Genomic DNA, 17,449 nt, shown 5'->3' with positions numbered 1-17,449 from the left:
ATTATGGCAACAAAAATAGTGATATTTACTCGTTAAAGCAACCATTTAACACAACCTTTTCCGCCGGCATCTGTTCAAGTTGGTAATTCATCTAAACAAAAAGCACATTTATGAAAACATTGTTGAAAAGCGCAGTTCTACTGCTCGGAATGGGGCTGGTTTCAGTCCATTCCCAGGCTCAGAAAGTTGTGGTTGAGGATAACGAACCTAACTCGATCATGTTTGTCACCATCGACAAGGCTGGCGACGAGATTATCCGGATCATGAATGAGACACAGAGTCCCCGTTTCCACGAACCGAAAGCGCCCCGCTTCCTGTTGACAGACCGGAAAGGCAAGTTCGCTCTCGGTATCGGTGGTTATGTGAAACTGGCTGCCGAATATGATTTCGGCGGTATTTCCGATAATATAGACTTCTATCCGGCATTGATCCCCGGCAGGGGGCAGTCGTATGTACGGAACCAGTTCCAGATGGACGCCACTACCAGTACCATCTTCCTGAAGCTGGTCGGGCATACGGACCTGTTAGGAGATTTCGTTGTCTATACCGCTGGTAACTTCCGTGGGGGAAGCGGCAAGATATTCGAGTTGAGAAACGCCTATGTGTCGGCACGCGGCTTTACGGCAGGGTATGACTACGGCTCGTTCATGGACTTGGGCAATGTACCCGCAACGATCGACTTTGCAGGCCCTAACGGGATGTCGATCTATCATGCCACCCAGATCCGCTACGAACATGCGCTTGCCAAAGGCTTGAAAGCAGGTATCGGTGTGGAAATGCCGGTTGTGGACGGCCTGACGAACGACCATGTCAGCATCGCCAAACAGCGGATGCCGAACTTCCCGGTCTACGTGCAGTATGGCTGGAATCCTAAAAGCCATTTCCGGGCAGCGGCGATCATCCGCAGCATGACCTACGACAATCTGACGGCCCATAAGGCGGAGTCGGAGATCGGATGGGGCGTTTTGGCTTCCGCCACCTTCAACCTGACGAACCGTTTGCAGGTCTACGGACAGGGCGTTTACGGCAAGGGGATCGGGCAGTTCCTGAACGATATGAGCATGCTGAATGTCGATGTCGTCCCGAATCCGGAAAAGGAGGGGAAGATGCAGGTGCTCCCGATGATGGGCTGGTTTGCCGGCATGCAGTATAATTTCTCTCCGAAGGTATTTGTCACCAGCACCTACGGGCAGTCACGCCTCTATAGCCATGACGGTTATCCCGCTACTCCTTCCGATCAGTACCGCTACGGGCAGTATCTCAACGCCACTCTGTTCTGGAACATTACTTCCGACTTGCAGGTCGGAGCCGAATACCTGCGCGGCTGGCGTACGGATTTCAACGGCGACACTCGTCATGCCAACAGGATGAACTTGGCGGTGCAGTATAGTTTCTAAGGTATTTGCCAAATCGCCCTGTCCTCGTGTCAAGCATGGGAACGGGGCGGTTTGGCACATCTTCCCGGTTCGTAATTATTTGATACAGTTCTTTTTTTATATATCTTTGCCCTTGTTAATAACTAATGAATAAGCGAGATGAAATTTTTGCCGGGAAATTATTTCCTATTGTTTCTGTTGCTTGTATCGGTATATGCACATGGGGGTAACGATTCGATTTTAACGGATTTGCGGACATCAGGGACTCAGGTGTCCAAAGTGAAAATATCCGGTAAGGTTGTCGATGAAAATGAAAAACCATTATCAGGGGCCAATGTAGTGGAAGAGGGTACGACGAATGGCGTTATAACTGATGCGCACGGAGATTTTACAATACTTGCAGCCGACAGTTCGATATTGAGGATTTCTTTTATCGGGTATAAGCCCCAGGCAATATATGTCCGGGGGCAACAATCCGTCTATGTGAAATTGTCGGAAAATGCTTTGCTGCTTGATGATGTCATTGTGACCGCACTGGGGCTCAAACGCAAAGAATCGGCATTGACCTATTCGGCGAAGCAGGTCGGCGGGGAAGAACTGACACGCGTGAAAGAGCCGAATATGATCCTGTCGCTGGCGGGTAAGGTGGCGGGGATGCAGGTAAACAAAACGTCTTCCGGCCTCGGCAGCTCCGCCAAAGTCTTGATGCGAGGAATCCGTTCCGTGGCGGGGAATAATCAACCTTTGTATGTGATCGACGGGGTTCCGGTGCTAAACACTTCCAACGAACAGGCTTTTACCGCTATTGGCGGCACGGCGGATGCCGGTAACAGGGACGGAGGCGATGGCGTCTCGAACCTGAATCCGGAGGATGTGGAAAGCATCAGTGTCCTGAAAGGTTCGCCCGCGGCAGCTTTGTATGGCAGCCAGGCGGCGAACGGCGTGATCCTGATTACGACAAAGAAGGGGAGGAGCGATATGCGGAAAATAACCTTCTCCACTAATCTTACCTTCGACAAGGCTTTCTGCCTGCCCGAATTTCAGAATACCTATGGAGAAAGCAACGGGGTGGAAAGCTGGGGCGAAAAACAGGAGATGCCTGCCTATGACAATGCCGGCGATTTCTTCCGCACCGGACTGACCTCTATCACTTCTTTGTCCGTCAGTACCGGCAACGACCGCTATCAGACCTATTTCTCGTATGCCAATACGACCGGCAAAGGGATTATGGATAATAATAAACTGAGCAAGCACAATATTAACTTCCGTGAAACGGCCAAGCTGTTCGACGACCGCTTGAAATTAGATGCGAACATCAGCCTTTTCCGGCAGACTATCGAAAACCGCAATCCGAGCGGGGGATTTTATATGAACTCTTTGGTGGGCTTGTATCGTTTCCCGCGTGGAAAGGATATATCGGAATACCGGGACCGGTTTGAGGTATGGGACGACTCCCGTAACCTGAATGTCCAGAACTGGCATTCGGGAACCGAGGATTTCGAACAGAATCCTTATTGGGTGGTGAACCGCATCCGGAGCAAGGACCTGCGCAACCGGACGATGGCTTCGCTGACGGCCGATTTCATTGTCACGAACTGGTTCCGTGTGCAGGCTCGCGGAAGTGTCGATAACGTGTCGGACAAGATCAGGCAGAAGTTCTATGCCTCGACCGCCCCTGCGCTTGCCGGAAAGAATGGTCGCTATATAGAGATGGATTATCAGGAGACGATGTTTTACGGGGATATTATGGGGATGTTCGAAAAGAAACTTGGCGTTTTCTCCCTTCAGGGGGCTGTGGGGGCGAGCATCAACGACAAGACGGTCAACTCGCTCCGCTACGATTCGAAGACAGCTTCGCTAAAGTATGCGAATGTCTTCAATATCGCCAATATCAACATGAACGGTTCGGCTTATATCGACCAGCAGATAGACGCCCGCAGGCAAATGCAGTCGGTGTTCGCGACGGCCCAGGTCGGGTATAAGGAGAGCCTGATCCTCGATCTGACCGCTCGAAACGACTGGGCGAGTACGCTGGCTTATACTCCGAACGAAGGTTCCGGCTTCTTCTATCCTTCGGTAGGGGCGGCCTGGATCATGGATAAGATGCTGCCGTTTCCCCGGTGGGTCTCTTTCTCTAAGATACGGGCGGTGTGGAGCAAGGTCGGGAACGATATACCGCTTTATGTGACGAACCCCGTGTCGCATGTCGGGGCGGGAGGCGAGATCGAATATGCCGATGCCGCCCCGTTTGAAGATATGAAGCCGGAGATGACTACCTCTGTAGAGTTGGGGACGGAATGGCGTTTCTTCGGTAGCCGGTTGAGTTTCAGCGGAACCTGGTACAAGACGAATACGCGCAACCAGTTCTTTAAACTGCCTGCCAAGTCCGGCGACCGTTACGCCTACCGCTATGTGAACGCCGGCGATATCCGGAACATGGGGTGGGAACTGAGCATCGGCGGCTGGCCTGTCCAGGGAAAGGAGGTCAGTTGGAAAAGCGAACTGAACTTGTCTACGAACCAAAATAAGGTCGTCAAGCTGCATGAAGAACTTCCGGTGTTTGTCTACGGCCCCAGTGGTTTCTCTTCCAGCTACGCCATGAAGCTGAGGGAGGGAGGCTCTTTCGGCGATATCTACGGGAAAGCGTTCCGACGGGATGAAAACGGACAAATCTTGTACGAAACGGAAGGAGAGAAGAAAGGGCTGCCGCAAGTAGAGGGAGAAGGTAACCTGATCAAAGTTGGCAACTGCAACCCTAAACTGGCAATGAGTTGGAGCAACACGATCGGTTATAAGGATGTGACCCTTTCTTTCCTGATCGACAGCCGTATCGGCGGGGATATCCTTTCGCAAACCTTGGCGGATATGGATCTGTTCGGGGTGACAAAAGAAACGGCTGCCGCCCGCAATGCCGGATTTGTGATGCTGGAAGGGCATAAGATCGAGAACGTGGAAGGTTTCTATAAGAACGTCGTAGGAGGGCGAGCCGGAGTGACGGAATATTATATGTACGACGCCACCAACATCCGCCTGCGCGAACTCTCGTTAGGTTACCGCTTACCGCAGAAATGGATGGAGGCGACACGTGTGTTCAGCCAGGTGAACTTCTCGTTCGTGGCGCGCAACCTGTTCTTTATCTATAAGAAGGCTCCTTTCGATCCGGACTTGATCTTGTCTACCGGAAATGACAACCAAGGGATCGAAGTGTACGGGATGCCGACTGCCCGCAGTTTTGGATTTAATATCAAATGTGAATTTTAATCATTGGAATATGAGAACTCTTTATACGATCCTGTCCGCCTGCTTGTCGGTCGTTTGTCTTCTGTCCGTCTCCTGTACCGGAGACTTTAAGGATATCAATACGGACCAGACCGGTATTACCGACGAAGATATGGAGATCGATTTCAACAATCTGGGTATTCCGTTGGATATTATCCAGCAGGGTATCTATTTCAACTACGACTTCGGGAAAGGGAAGAACTGGCCGTATCAGTTGATGCAAAACCTGAATGCCGATATGTTCAGCGGCTATATGCACGATTATAAGCCCCACAACGGCGGGAGCAGCAATTCCGACTATAACCTCCAGGATGGCTGGAACGGGACGGATTGGGGATATACCTATGCCTATGTCATGCCGCAGATTAAAAAGCTCGAAGATTCCACGCGGGTGGATTATCCCTCGGTGTATGCGGTGACCAAAATCCTGAAGGTGGAGGCTATGCACCGTATTTCGGATATCTACGGCCCGATCGTCTATACTTATTTCGGCAACGAGGCGGAAGGCTACAGGCCGGAGACGCAGCAGGAGGCGTACACGGCTTTCTTCCGGGATCTGGACGAGGCGGTCGGAATCTTGCATACATATATGGACTCCAAAGTGAAGGGGCCGGACATTTCTGATTTCGATCTCTTGCTGGATGGCCGCCCTGTTTCCTGGATTCGTTTTGCCAACTCTCTCAGGATGCGTCTGGCTGTTCGTATTGCGATGGCCGATCCGGTGAAAGCGGAAGAAGAGTTCCGGAAATCATCGGGCGATCCGGCCGGTGTTTTCGAGCAGTCTTCCGAGTGTGTGAAGGTTTCCACCCGCAACGGTTATCAGAATCCGTTGGGAGAGATCAACCGGGTATGGGGGGAAGTGTTCATGAATGCATCAATGGAGTCGATTATGACCGGCTATGGAGATCCGAGGCTGGAACGTTATTTCGAACCTGCTGCGGATCAGGCTGCCCGGTATAAGGGAATCCGGCAGGGCACTTGCTTCTCCCATTTATTATATGCCTCCCATTCGAAGATATATGTGAACCAGACTACCGAACCGATCCTGATGACAGCTGCCGAAATTTGGTTCCTGCGAGCCGAAGCCGCCTTGCGGGGATGGACGGACGAGGAGCCGGGTGTCTGCTATCGTAACGGGGTGGTCGCCTCTTTCCGGCAATGGGGTGCGGATGGTTTGGACGAGTATTTGCAGTCGGACCGGACAGGGGCGGATTATGTGGATGCCTTTGATCCGGCGAATAATATCGAGGCACGCTGCCTGGTTTCACCCAAGTGGGAGGACGATGCCTCAAACGAAGTGAAACTGGAAAAGATATTGACGCAGAAATGGCTGGCTGTTTTTCCCGAAGGCGATGAAGCCTGGGCTGAGCAGCGGCGTACGGGCTATCCTCGTTTGTTCCCGGTGCGTTTCAATAACAGCAAGGATGGCTGTATCGATACCGAGATTATGATCCGCCGTCTGAATTTCCCTGCTGACTTGGCCGATACGGATGCTCCTTTATATGAAAAGCTGGTCAACGCTTTCGGCAAACCGGATCATGCCGGAAGCCGTTTATGGTGGGATACGGGGCGGAATTTTTAGGGGGAGTTCTGTGCATAAAAAAGGGCGGTCTGTGAACCGCCCTTTGTACGAGATTTATTAGATGTTGTTCTTAGAACAATTTGTCCGGATATTCACCTGCATTGACTAATGCCTGGATCTTGTCTACTACTTCCTGACGGTCTTCCGGATAAGTTACGCCGAACCATTTGCTGGCTGTATCTAAGACTTCGACCGTGGCGGTCTTGTCGCTGATCAGTTTGTCGACCATCAGAGGAATGAAAAATTCGCTCTTCAGGTTTTCCATGTTCTTCGGATCGCTCAGGAAAGTCTTGAAGAATTCCTGGCTGTATGCGAAGTAATCAGGAGTGAAGCCCCAGAAGTTCATACTTACCGGAGTCGTGTCGGGAGTAGCTGTCCATTCGCCGTTGTCGTCGATGTATTTGACTTCTCCGTCGATACGCTGGATTTTAGTACGTTCGACAACAGAGGTCAACAGGTTGTTTGCATCTGTGCTACAGATACCACGTGAAACCGTACCGCTTTCGCTCAGTGTGTTGCCTACGCGGAAACCTACCATCGAGTACACATTTTTGGAACCTTCGGGCAGTGCAGCCAGGAATTTACCCATTGTCTGGAAAGAGTCGCGTCCGTAGAAGTCGTCGCAATTGATAACGGCAAACGGTTCTTTGATCACGTCGGCTCCCATCATGACAGCATGGTTCGTTCCCCACGGTTTGGTACGTTCTGCCGGGCAGGTGAATCCTTCGGGCAGGTTGTCCAATGCCTGGAATACCAGTTCGCAAGGGATGTGACCTTCATATTTGGAGATGATTTTGTCGCGAAAATCCTGTTCGAAATCTTTACGGATAACGAAAACGAGTTTACCGAAACCGGCGTGGATAGCATCGTAGATAGAATAATCCATGATTGTTTCACCGTTAGGACCCAGTCCGTCCAATTGTTTCAAGCCTCCATAGCGGCTTCCCATTCCGGCAGCCAATAAGAATAATGTAGGTTTCATAATCTTTAAGTTTATATAGTGTTTTTGTTTTCTTCGGACAAAAGTAGGAATTAATTGACAATTGACAATTGACAATTGACAATTAATTTACTTCTAACACGACAATTGACTTGGCTGGCAAGTTGATCTTGAGCTGTCCCTTTTCGATTTTCGCACCGTTGAAGGTAGCCGGTTTTACGACATCCGGTTTCTCGAAGGTGTTGTGATCGTTGATGGAGGCGGAGGTCAGGATGCGGCCGTTCACACTCTTGATCTTCTGTCCTTGCAGGTCGAGGGTGATGTTTTGGGTGTTGTCGACATCGACATTGGCCAAAGAGATATGGATACGTCCGTCCTTGTCTTTGGAGGCGGAGGCGCTTACCATCGGCACTTCGCGGTTATCGCGTACTTTGGCTTTGTCGCAGATCAGGTCCATCGGCAGGAAAGTGGCATCCTGGTGCACGTTGTACATCTGGAATACATAGTAGGTCGGCGTGAGCAACATTTTCGGGCCGTTTGTCAGGATCATGGACTGGAGCACGTTGACGATCTGGGCGATGTTGGTCATTTTGACGCGGTCGGTATATTTGTGGAACACGTTCAGGGTAAGGGCTGCCACGAAAGCATCGCGCATGGTGTTCTGTTGGTACAGGTGGCCGTTGATCGTTCCCGGCTCTTCGTCCCACCAAGTGCCCCATTCGTCCACCATCAGGCCGATCTTCTTCTGCGGGTCGTATTTGTCCATGATCTGGATATGTTTTTTGACGACATCTTCTATTTCGAGGCATTTGCCCATTGTCCAGTAATAGTCGTCCTTGTTGAAATCCGTGGCCGATCCTTTGCTGCCGCTCCACCCCGTTACCGTGTAATAGTGCAGGGAAAGTCCGTCCATGCGGCCGCCTACGTTTTTCATCAGTGTTTCCGTCCAGTTGTAGTCGTAGTCGCTGGCTCCGCTGGCGATCTTGAAAAGGCGGTTCCCGTCGTAGTTGCGGCAATAGGTGGAGTAGCGGCGGTAGAGGTCGGCGTAATATTCGGGGCGCATGCTTCCGCCACATCCCCAGCTTTCGTTGCCGACACCGATGAATTTGACTTTCCATGCCTTATCGCGTCCGTTCTGCCGGCGCAGGCGGGCCATCGGGCTGTCGCCTTCCGAAGTCATATATTCGACCCATTTGGCCATCTCTTCAACGGTTCCGCTACCGACGTTGGCACTGATATAAGGTTCGCAGCCTAACAGTTCACAGAGGTTCAGGAACTCGTGCGTGCCGAAACTGTTGTCTTCGATCGTGCCGCCCCAGTTGTTGTTCACCATCTTCGGACGGTTTTCTTTCGGACCGATCCCGTCCATCCAGTGGTATTCGTCGGCAAAGCAGCCGCCCGGCCAGCGGAGGTTGGGGATTTGCAGGTCTTTCAAGGCATTCAGCACATCGTTCCGATAACCTTGCGTATTGGGTATTTCGGATTCGGGGCCGACCCAGAGCCCGCCATAGATGCAGGTTCCGAGGTGTTCGGCGAACTGTCCGTAGATATGTTTGCTGATCTGTTGGTTCCCCTGCTCTGGATAGATGCGGATGCTCGCGTCTTTCTGGGCGAAGAGGGGCAGTGTGGCGGCTGCCATTAAACTCACTAATACTGTTTTCATGTTATTTTTGTTTACTATGTGTTGTTTGAATGAAAGTTATGTTTTGTTTGAATGAAAACTATGTTTTGTAAATGCGAAACCTGTCGTTTGTAATGGAAACATCTTATTCCAGGTCAATCACGAATGTCGTCAACGATTTGGCCGGCCGGGTATAATCCAGCTTTTTCCCCTTCGCTTCGACAGACCGGAAAGACCGGCAATCCTCCGTTTCGCTTGTGCGCCAATTGCTAACGGAAGCGATTTTGCCGGAGAGCTTGTTCAGGTCGATGACGAAAGGACGCTCCGAGCCGGTCGTGTTCAGAACGGCGATGACCAATTCTTTTCCCGTAGGAGAGAGGGCGGCAAGCGTCTCGGCGTTCCCCGTTTCGATAAAGGTGTAGCCTTGTTTGAAGAAGCGGGTGATTTGCATGCGGACATACAGGTTCTTGATCGCCTTGTATTCCTGTGTCTTGAAATTGCCGCGCAGAACGCACCATTCGTTGTTGCCCTCTTCCATCAGCTGCCAGTCGAGCCAGGCTTGCGGGCGCATGATCCGCATGTCGTCGAATAGCTTCTGGGCGAGCAGCAGGTTGCTTTCCAATCCTTGCCCTTTACTGGGGCCTGTTTCCGACTGCCAGAAGGGTTTGCCGGATTGCCGGACGAGCCTTCGTACTTCCTCCCGTTCGGCGTTCGTGCCGGAATAGGTGTGGGTGTTGAGCTGCCCCAATTTATCCCAGATGTCTCCGGCTGCCTGATAGGATTTCTGTACGGTCAGGAATTGCCGGAGGTTGGTTTCGTCGGAGGCCGACAGCACGGTGTTGAGGCCCGTGGCTTTCAGCTTGGGATATAGCATCCGGATGATTTTCATCTGGCTTTCCGGTTCGAAGTGGCAACCTTCCTGGCTTCCTTCCGCATACCAGTAATCGGAAAAAGACTCGTTGAAAGGCTCCAACGTCTTGAAATCGATCTGATAGGCTGTTTTGTAATGCTTGCAGACATCTAACAGGTAGTCGCAGAACATCTCGTAATATTCCGGTTTTAGGTTGTCTTTCAGCGGGTCTGCATTTCCGGCGGCGCAACCGCTGTAGGTCATCCAGTAGGGTGCGGAGTTGGAGAATGCCTCGAAAACGGCATCCGGGCGTTTTTCTTTGATCTTCAAGAGGATCGTGCGTTGTCCTTTATCCGCCTCCCAGTTGTAGGGGGCGGTGGGAGAATCCTTGAATCCTTCCATTTCCGCCCGTTTCCCTTTTCCTTTGACCATGTGGCCGTCTGCATGTGCCGGATCGTCGCCCCCTCCGATATTATAACGGAAGATATTCATGTTGAGTTTGTCGGGAGAGGTGATCAGGTCGACGATCTCGTCCACCTTCTTCTCGTCCCAGTTTCCGACTTGGGCGGCCCACCAGCAAAGGGAACTTCCCCAGCCTTCGAGTTGCTGGTAACGCTGGGACGGATCGATTACGGCAAGTTCGCTTTCCGTCGCTTCCGCCTGTGCGAACAGGGGAAGCACGACGGCAGCCATCAAACTTATGAATGTGTTTTTCATGTATATCGATTTAAAACTTAAACGGGTTCATCTTGGCATACGCCTTGTATTCTTTGATCATTCCCGGATATCCTTCTTCTGCACGGGGCAGGTAGCGGAAACCGGAGATCGTAACATCCTCACGCAGATCGATTACGACCTGGTGCGGGTATCTGTCTCGACGGGCAGTGCTCCAAAAGGTCGATTCCTGCAGGTCGAAAATCTTATCGGCTGTGAAGTTGCCACCCCGTGTCTCTTCACTGTCGGCATACGCAATCTGCCAGTGCTGGCGGGAGAGCGGCTTACCGTTTTCACCCAGCAGGTAGAACTCGGCGATGGCTGCATAGTCCCTGCCATCCTGGGAATTCAGCGCTTCGAGGCAGAAGAAACGGGCTTTGACCGGAGCGTCGAACTTGACTTCCTGCCATCCGTTGCCGGCTTTCAATGCACCGGCAGCAACCGGCTTCTCGTTTTTGAGATCGAGGCTTTCACCCTCTTTGCGGTGCGTCATCGGCGCTTCGGCACGAAGCATGTCCAGGATCGGTTTGTTCAGACCTGTGATCGTCGCCTTTTCCGGGCCTAACAAGTCGAGTACGATGATTTCATTTTCACCCTTCTTCAGCCAGCAGCCCGGCATGAAAAGCGTTTGCTGCGGACCGATTTTCCAGAAGCGGCCCATAGCCTTTCCGTTTACCCAGACCATACCTTTTCCCCAGGTCTGCATATCGAGGAATACATCGCCTGTTTCTTCCAGGTTGAACGTCGCACGGTAATAAGCCGGTCCGTCCAGTTTCTTGCCCGGAGCGTATTTTTTGTCTTTTACGAACGGGTAATCCACCGGGAAGCTGTACACCTGCCAGTTTTTCAACTCTTGGGTGGAACCTTCGTTCAGCAACTCCACTTTCTCGGTGATCCCTTTGCGGTCGTGGATCGCCTTGTCGAAGTTGACGCGTCCCATAGCCTCTATCAGGATATCCAACCGGGTTCCGGCAGTTAGGGCCGGCAGTTTAAGGGAGTTCTCACCGCGGCGGCGGTCCAGGCGTCCCAAGAGTTTTCCGTTCGCATAGACCTGTGCCCAGTCATGTACTTCCGTAATCAGGAGGGTAGTGCCGGATGTCACGGCGGGCAGAGTGGTCCGGTACAGGATCGTTCCCCAACCCTGGTCGAACTGTTCCATCGGTTTGATGTCTTCGGAAGTCTTCGGTTCCGGCAGGTTACCGAATAAAGGAGCGACCTCCTTTATCTCGAATTCGGGTATTTCGATGATCGGTTTTGCTGCCGGTACCTCTGACTGTGTCTTTTCTTCGTCCATATAGCCCGCAAGAAGTTCACGCAATTTGAAATATTTGGGTGTCGTCCATCCTGCTTCGCTGATAGGCGCGTCATAATCGTAAGAACTGCACATGGCCGAGTAGGCAGGGCTGTTGGCGCCTCCCCAATGACCGAAAGTCGTTCCTCCGTGTGTCATGTAGAGGGAGAACGAGATGTTGCGGTCGAGCATGTCCTTGAGGCCGGAAACCATCGTTTCCGCATCGCGTGTTTCGTGCTTGCGTCCCCAGTGGTCGAACCAACCGCTCCAGAACTCGCTGCACATCAACGGGGTGTTGGGGCGGACTTCCTTCAGTTTCTTGAATTGTTCGTCGATATTGGCTCCTGTGCCGAAGTTGACGGTCCAGACCAGGTCGTCGAGGGCGTTGTTCAGGAAGTTGGAACTCCAGTCGCACTGGAACAGGGGTACGTCTGTAAATCCTGCTCCCTTCACGATATCGCGGATGTTAGCGATATATTCCTTGTCTGTTGCATAGGAACCGTATTCGTTCTCGACCTGTACCATAATAATATTGCCTCCTTTTGTGATCTGGAGGTCGGCAAGTTGTTTCCCGATTTCATTCATGAACAGTTTGGTCCGTTCCAGGAAATAAGGATCGTTGGTACGCAGTTTGATATCTTCTTTTTTCAGCAACCACCAGGGCAGTCCTCCCATTTCCCATTCGGAGCAAACGTAAGGGCCGGGGCGTAACATGATATACATACCATATTTCTGTGCCAGGCGGCAGAAAGCGGCAATGTCGTTCTGTCCGCTAAAATCGAACTCGCCGGGCTTCTGTTCATGGATGTTCCAGAATGCATAGATGCAGATCGTATTCATGCCGAGCGCTTTGCAAAGTTGGATTCGGTGCTCCCAGTATTCGGCCGGAATACGGGTGTAATGGATCTCCGCGGCTTTGATCACAAACGGCTTTCCGTCTAACAGGAATGTCTTGTCGCCGATCGCGAAAGTGTGTTCTCCCGCCGGCTTTTGGTTGCAGCCGGAAAAGACAATAAGAAACAGGGCTATCAGCCATGTGGCTGTGTTCTGTAGGTACTTCATGATATAAAATTAGTTTATAAATATTTTCCGGGGATAAAAGTACATAAATTACACTTATGTGCGGGTATATTTATAGTTCATAAAGGGGAAAATATAGTTCCATTTACCTCGATTTGTGTACCTTTGCCGGATAAATGAATGATTAAACGTTGAACAAAATGAAAAAGTTAATGGTGATACTGCTTGTTGCCGCCGGAATGACCGCAATGGTGGGATGCAGCAAGACTCCTGTGAAGGAGGCTGCAAAGAATGACGCTATCAATCTGGCAAACCTGGATACTGCCGTAGCTCCGGGGACCGATTTCTATCAGTACGCTTGTGGCGGCTGGATGAAGAATAATCCGCTGAAACCTGAATATGCCCGTTTCGGTACTTTCGACCAGCTCAGGGACAATAATCAGGAACAGATCCGTACGCTTATCGAAGGTCTCAGTGCGACTCCTGGGCAGGAGGGAAGCGTCGGACAGAAGATCGGCATGCTGTTCGCAATGGGAATGGATAGCGTGAAACTGAATGAAGACGGTTATACGCCGATCAAGGATCAACTCGCTGAAATCAATAAATTGGGTACGAAGGACGAACTGACCAAGATGGTGGCTACCCTGCATAAAGAGGGGATGGCTCCTTTCTTCGCCTTGTATGTCGGGGCCGACGAAAAGAACAGTTCCATGAATATCGTGCAGTTGTACCAGGCTGGCCTGGGGATGGGCGATCGCGATTATTACCTGCTGGAAGACGAAAGCAGCCAGAAGATGCGCGAAGCCTATAAGGACTATATTACCCGCCTGTTTACCCTGATCGGAAGCTCTCCCGAACAGGCCGAAGCTGCTGTCGATGCGATCATGAAGATCGAAAAGGGCATTGCCGAAGTCTCTTTCAGCCGTGAAGACCTGCGCGATTCCCAGAAGAACTATAATAAGATGTCTATCGAAGAGTTCAAAGCCAAGAACGACCCGTTGAACTGGGATATTTATTTCGAAAGCATGGGGATGATGGAGATCAAATATCTGGATGCGAAGCAGCTTCCTTTCTACGAAGGTCTGTCCGCCCTGATGAAGAATACGACTTTGGATGAACAGAAATATTATCTGACATTCAACCTGCTTAGCTCTGCCGCTCCTTACCTGAGCGATGAGTTTGTTACGGCAAATTTTGACTTCTATGGCAAGACGATGTCCGGACGGCAGGAACAGCAACCGCGTTGGAAACGTGCTTTGTCTACGGTCAACGGCGCCTTGTCGGAAGCTGTCGGCCAGATGTACGTGGCTAAATATTTCCCGGCTTCTTCCAAAGAAAAAATGTTGAAGATGGTCGGTGACTTGCAGAAAGCGTTGGGCGACCGTATCGCCGGCCTGGAGTGGATGAGCGATGCTACTAAGGCGAGGGCGCAGGAGAAACTGGCTGCCTTTATCGTCAAGATCGGTTATCCAGACACTTGGCGCGACTACAGCGGTCTGGAGATCAAAAATGATTCTTATTGGGCGAACGTGCGCCGTTCCAATATCTTTGAAGTCAATTATATGTTGGCGGATGTAGACAAACCGGTCGATAAGGCTCGTTGGGGAATGAGCCCGCAGACGGTAAACGCTTATTACAATCCGACAACGAACGAGATTTGTTTCCCTGCCGCCATCTTGCAACCTCCTTTCTTCAATCCGGAAGCTGACGATGCTGTTAACTATGGCGCTATCGGTGTTGTAATCGGCCACGAAATGACGCACGGATTCGACGACCAGGGCCGCAACTACGATAAGGAAGGTAACCTGAACGACTGGTGGACGGCCGAAGACGCCGCTCTCTTTACGCAACGTGCCGACCGCCTGGCCCGGCAATATAGCGATATCATTGTTGTGGACAGCGTTCATGCCAACGGCCGTTTCACTTTGGGTGAAAACATTGCCGACCAGGGTGGCTTGATGGTCGCTCACTTGGCTTACCTCAATTCCTTAGAAGGTAAAAAGACACCGGCTCCGATCGACGGCTTTACCAACGAACAGCGTTTCTATTTAGGCTACGCCAACCTTTGGGCTCAAAACATCCGTCCCGAAGAAATCCTGCGTCTGACCAAGATAGACCCGCACTCATTAGGCAAATGGCGTGTCAACGCCGCCCTCCGCAACATCGATGCTTTCTATACAGCATTCGACATCAAAGAAGGCGAACCGATGTACATGCTGCCGGCTGACCGGGTGGTGATCTGGTAAACCCCTCTTTCCCCTTCTTTGTTGTATCTTCATTCTAAAAACAGAAAGAGATATGAAAAAGAAGAATGTAAAAAGACTAACGTCAGTTGTTCCGGTGTTTCCTTATATGGATAAGCTGATATGCCGGAAACGACTGGACGGGAAAGAATCGACAGCCGATCTGTATCGCGCTTCCTGCAACTGGCTGCGGAAGTTCAGGGGAGGCTGTCAATTGCTTTTCTCCCACATCACTCCCTCACTGGTAGACCACTTCTGTAGTTTCCTCAATTCGCAGGAGCACCTGGCTACCAATTCAATCAACAGTTACATTAGCAATTTCCGTGCTATGTATAATACCGCTATCCGCGAAAGTATAATTTCCCGGCCTGCCATCCACCCGTTTGAGCACCTTACCCTCCACCCGGAAAAGACGGCGAAACGTGCCGTCCGCCTGGAAACAGTCAAGGAGATAGCCGGTATGGACTTGAAGCACGACCCCAGCCTGGCTGCAGCCAGGGACTTCTGTCTCTTCTCCTTCCTCGGTTGCGGAATCCCGTTTGTCGACCTTTCCCATCTGACGCATAATAATATTGTAGGGGAAGAACTGGTGTACAACCGTATTAAAACCGGAACATTTATCCGGGTTCGGATCACGCCGGGGATGAGGCATATACTGAATAAATATGCGTCGCCCGAAAGCCCGTATCTGTTTCCCGCCCTTACGCTGATAGACGGGAAATCATCTCATGAAGCCTATAAGCGCGATTTGCGGCAGTACAACCGTAACCTTCGGATTCTTGGCGAACGCTTAGCCGCTCCGGTGTCCCTGACCTCGTATGTCTTCCGCCATACCTGGGCGACGGAAGCCCTTCGGAAGCATATACCGGTAGCAGTTATCAGCCAGGCGCTCGGCCATACGTCGGAGAAAACGACGCGTAATTATCTGGCCGCCCTCGACCAGTCGGAATTAGATGCAGCAAACAGGATGATCACACAGGAAATAGAAGGGGTGATGGGGGCGAGGGCGTAACCCTTATTTGCGATATAAGGGAGATCGGATTCTAAAATATCTAATACCGGTAAATATTATCTATTCTGAAAAACCGAACGGAACAAAGATAAACAAATATTCATGAAACAAAGACAAACTTTTCTGCTTATATTAGGTGGATGGCTTATTTTATACCTTATGCAAGGGAAATCCTTTTCATTTAGAGGTTCTGTGGTTGCTGTTTTCAATTAGACATACTCTACTTCATTAAGGATTTGTTTGCCAATAAAAGGGCTAAGTAAAGACATAACAGATTGGGATATCCGAAATTGAATATCCAATTCGATGGCGGGTAAATGCTGGTTTGTCGGTGTGTTTCTATTGACGGTGTCTTAGGTAGCAAGCTTTGTCTTATACCGCAGGCCCTCTTTTGCCGTCTGCTTCAGCAGACGGTTTAAAAGGTTTGGAGGCAAAGCCTCTTCCTCTGTGGACTTCAGTCCCTTTCATCTATTGTATTAAAAGGGGTTAAAACCCACAGAGGAACCGGCAAAGCCGGAACAATCATCTATCCGTCTGCTGAAGCAGACGGCAAAAGAGAACCTACGGCACAAGGTGTAGCCTTGTCTGTTAGTTCACCGGCAAGTAAACATTTATCTTCTCCCTTATATCGCAAATAAGGGTCAACCTAATTATTCATTTAAACCATACAATCATGGCAGAAGAAATTATTTTAAGTGCGGATCTGTACAACAATGCTGTTACGGAGCGCACGGACGATTATACCGCCAAGCCCCGTGTGACGGGAGCGGTAAGGAATCGTCAGGTTGCTGAAAGGATTGCTGCCCGGGGATCCGAGTTTAGGGTCGAGACGGTCGAACACATCCTTAATATGGCTGATCAGGAGAAGGTGTTGGCTATCGCCGAAGGAAAAAGCGTGATAGACGGAGTCGGTCAGTTTCTCGTAAATATCATAGGATCCTTTATCGGTGAGAAAGCTCCTTTTGATCCAAATGAAACACAAGTTGGGGGTAACGTACACAATCGGTAAATTGTTGCGTGAGACTTTGAATAAAGTTAAAGTCGTCACTTACAAGGCCACTACCGGCCCGGTGATCAACGACATTATCGACTCTACTACCGGTGAGATGAACCAGCAGTTGACTTCTGCCAGTGCCGCCATCATTAGCGGCGAGAATATCAGAGTTTCCGGTGACGATGCCGCTAACGGCGTATTCTTCACCAAGACAGGCGGCGAGCCGTTGAAAGCAACTCTGTTGATCCACAACAACCCTTCGCAACTGACCGTCCTTATGCCCGCAATGGAAGATGGCGAATACACCTTGAGTATCACCACCCAGTACGGACACGGCGGCAAACAGGTAAAAGAACCCCGCACCTATACGTTCCCCACTTTGCTCTATGTCGGCAATAAGCCGGGCGGCGAAGAAGAGCGTCCGGGAGAACTCTAAACGGAGAGCCTGTCTCCCTGTCTTTGGAGAGGCTCCCTCTCCAACGTTAGGGAGAACCTCTCTCCAACATTAGGGAGCCGCCCTCTCCAAC

11 protein-coding genes are annotated in these 17,449 nt (G+C 50.9%); 7 read left to right on the top strand and 4 right to left on the bottom strand.

Annotation, left to right across the window (positions count from 1 at the left end):
* Positions 1-110: 110 nt before the first annotated feature.
* The 3 genes from H8S65_RS00335 (at position 111) to H8S65_RS00325 (ending at position 6,237) form a co-directional block, all read left to right on the top strand.
* Positions 111-1,397 (top strand): DcaP family trimeric outer membrane transporter, encoded by a 1,287-nt coding sequence (locus H8S65_RS00335; protein WP_186927976.1) that lies wholly within the window; start codon positions 111-113, stop codon positions 1,395-1,397.
* 138 nt (positions 1,398-1,535) lie between these two features.
* Positions 1,536-4,637: a SusC/RagA family TonB-linked outer membrane protein gene (locus H8S65_RS00330; protein ID WP_186927975.1), complete on the top strand. Its 3,102-nt coding sequence runs from the start codon at positions 1,536-1,538 to the stop codon at positions 4,635-4,637.
* 10 nt (positions 4,638-4,647) lie between these two features.
* Complete coding sequence (locus tag H8S65_RS00325; protein ID WP_186927974.1) at positions 4,648-6,237, top strand: SusD/RagB family nutrient-binding outer membrane lipoprotein; 1,590 nt, start codon at positions 4,648-4,650, stop codon at positions 6,235-6,237.
* 70 nt (positions 6,238-6,307) lie between these two features.
* Here the strand turns inward: H8S65_RS00325 and H8S65_RS00320 are convergent, their stop codons facing one another.
* The 4 genes from H8S65_RS00320 to H8S65_RS00305 all read right to left on the bottom strand — a co-directional run bounded on the left by H8S65_RS00320 (position 6,308) and on the right by H8S65_RS00305 (position 12,715).
* Positions 6,308-7,219 carry a nucleotidyltransferase family protein gene (locus H8S65_RS00320; RefSeq protein ID WP_186927973.1) on the bottom strand — a complete coding sequence of 304 codons (912 nt, stop codon included), beginning with the start codon at positions 7,217-7,219 and terminating at the stop codon, positions 6,308-6,310.
* An 82-nt stretch (positions 7,220-7,301) separates the two neighbouring features.
* Entirely contained in the window at positions 7,302-8,840 is a 1,539-nt protein-coding gene (locus H8S65_RS00315) for an alpha-N-arabinofuranosidase (protein WP_186927972.1), read from the bottom strand.
* A gap of 103 nt (positions 8,841-8,943) precedes the next feature.
* Positions 8,944-10,365: a glycoside hydrolase family 30 protein gene (locus H8S65_RS00310; RefSeq protein WP_186927971.1), complete on the bottom strand. Its 1,422-nt coding sequence runs from the start codon at positions 10,363-10,365 to the stop codon at positions 8,944-8,946.
* A 10-nt stretch (positions 10,366-10,375) separates the two neighbouring features.
* On the bottom strand, positions 10,376-12,715 hold the full coding sequence (locus H8S65_RS00305; protein WP_186927970.1) for a beta-galactosidase: 2,340 nt from the start codon (positions 12,713-12,715) through the stop codon (positions 10,376-10,378).
* A gap of 158 nt (positions 12,716-12,873) precedes the next feature.
* Here H8S65_RS00305 and H8S65_RS00300 point away from each other — a divergent pair, with 158 nt between their 5' ends.
* The 4 genes from H8S65_RS00300 to H8S65_RS20975 all read left to right on the top strand — a co-directional run bounded on the left by H8S65_RS00300 (position 12,874) and on the right by H8S65_RS20975 (position 17,358).
* Positions 12,874-14,919 carry a M13 family metallopeptidase gene (locus H8S65_RS00300; RefSeq protein WP_186927969.1) on the top strand — a complete coding sequence of 682 codons (2,046 nt, stop codon included), beginning with the start codon at positions 12,874-12,876 and terminating at the stop codon, positions 14,917-14,919.
* A gap of 52 nt (positions 14,920-14,971) precedes the next feature.
* Positions 14,972-15,928, top strand: coding sequence for a tyrosine-type recombinase/integrase (locus H8S65_RS00295; protein ID WP_186927968.1), 957 nt, complete (start codon positions 14,972-14,974; stop codon positions 15,926-15,928).
* Between the two features lie 673 nt (positions 15,929-16,601).
* Positions 16,602-16,937 carry a DNA-binding domain-containing protein gene (locus tag H8S65_RS20980; RefSeq protein ID WP_255488987.1) on the top strand — a complete coding sequence of 112 codons (336 nt, stop codon included), beginning with the start codon at positions 16,602-16,604 and terminating at the stop codon, positions 16,935-16,937.
* Complete coding sequence (locus tag H8S65_RS20975) at positions 16,900-17,358, top strand: DUF4469 domain-containing protein (protein ID WP_255488986.1); 459 nt, start codon at positions 16,900-16,902, stop codon at positions 17,356-17,358. The genes H8S65_RS20980 and H8S65_RS20975 overlap by 38 nt, the downstream gene beginning before the upstream one ends.
* Positions 17,359-17,449: the final 91 nt, after the last annotated feature.

The organism is Parabacteroides hominis (assembly GCF_014287585.1).
Classification (GTDB): Bacteria; Bacteroidota; Bacteroidia; order Bacteroidales; family Tannerellaceae; genus Parabacteroides; species Parabacteroides hominis.
This window is presented reverse-complemented; position numbering and strand designations above follow the sequence as displayed.

Bases quoted from the DNA above. Each gene is read 5' to 3' on its own strand.
- H8S65_RS00315 (WP_186927972.1), bottom strand. From the start codon at position 8,840: ATGAAAACAGTATTAGTGAGTTTAATGGCAGCCGCCACACTGCCCCTC.
- H8S65_RS00330 (WP_186927975.1), top strand. From the start codon at position 1,536: ATGAAATTTTTGCCGGGAAATTATTTCCTATTGTTTCTGTTGCTTGTA.
- H8S65_RS00310 (WP_186927971.1), bottom strand. From the start codon at position 10,365: ATGAAAAACACATTCATAAGTTTGATGGCTGCCGTCGTGCTTCCCCTG.
- H8S65_RS00305 (WP_186927970.1), bottom strand. From the start codon at position 12,715: ATGAAGTACCTACAGAACACAGCCACATGGCTGATAGCCCTGTTTCTT.
- H8S65_RS00325 (WP_186927974.1), top strand. From the start codon at position 4,648: ATGAGAACTCTTTATACGATCCTGTCCGCCTGCTTGTCGGTCGTTTGT.
- H8S65_RS00320 (WP_186927973.1), bottom strand. From the start codon at position 7,219: ATGAAACCTACATTATTCTTATTGGCTGCCGGAATGGGAAGCCGCTAT.
- H8S65_RS00295 (WP_186927968.1), top strand. From the start codon at position 14,972: ATGAAAAAGAAGAATGTAAAAAGACTAACGTCAGTTGTTCCGGTGTTT.
- H8S65_RS00335 (WP_186927976.1), top strand. From the start codon at position 111: ATGAAAACATTGTTGAAAAGCGCAGTTCTACTGCTCGGAATGGGGCTG.
- H8S65_RS00300 (WP_186927969.1), top strand. From the start codon at position 12,874: ATGAAAAAGTTAATGGTGATACTGCTTGTTGCCGCCGGAATGACCGCA.
- H8S65_RS20980 (WP_255488987.1), top strand. From the start codon at position 16,602: ATGGCAGAAGAAATTATTTTAAGTGCGGATCTGTACAACAATGCTGTT.
- H8S65_RS20975 (WP_255488986.1), top strand. From the start codon at position 16,900: ATGAAACACAAGTTGGGGGTAACGTACACAATCGGTAAATTGTTGCGT.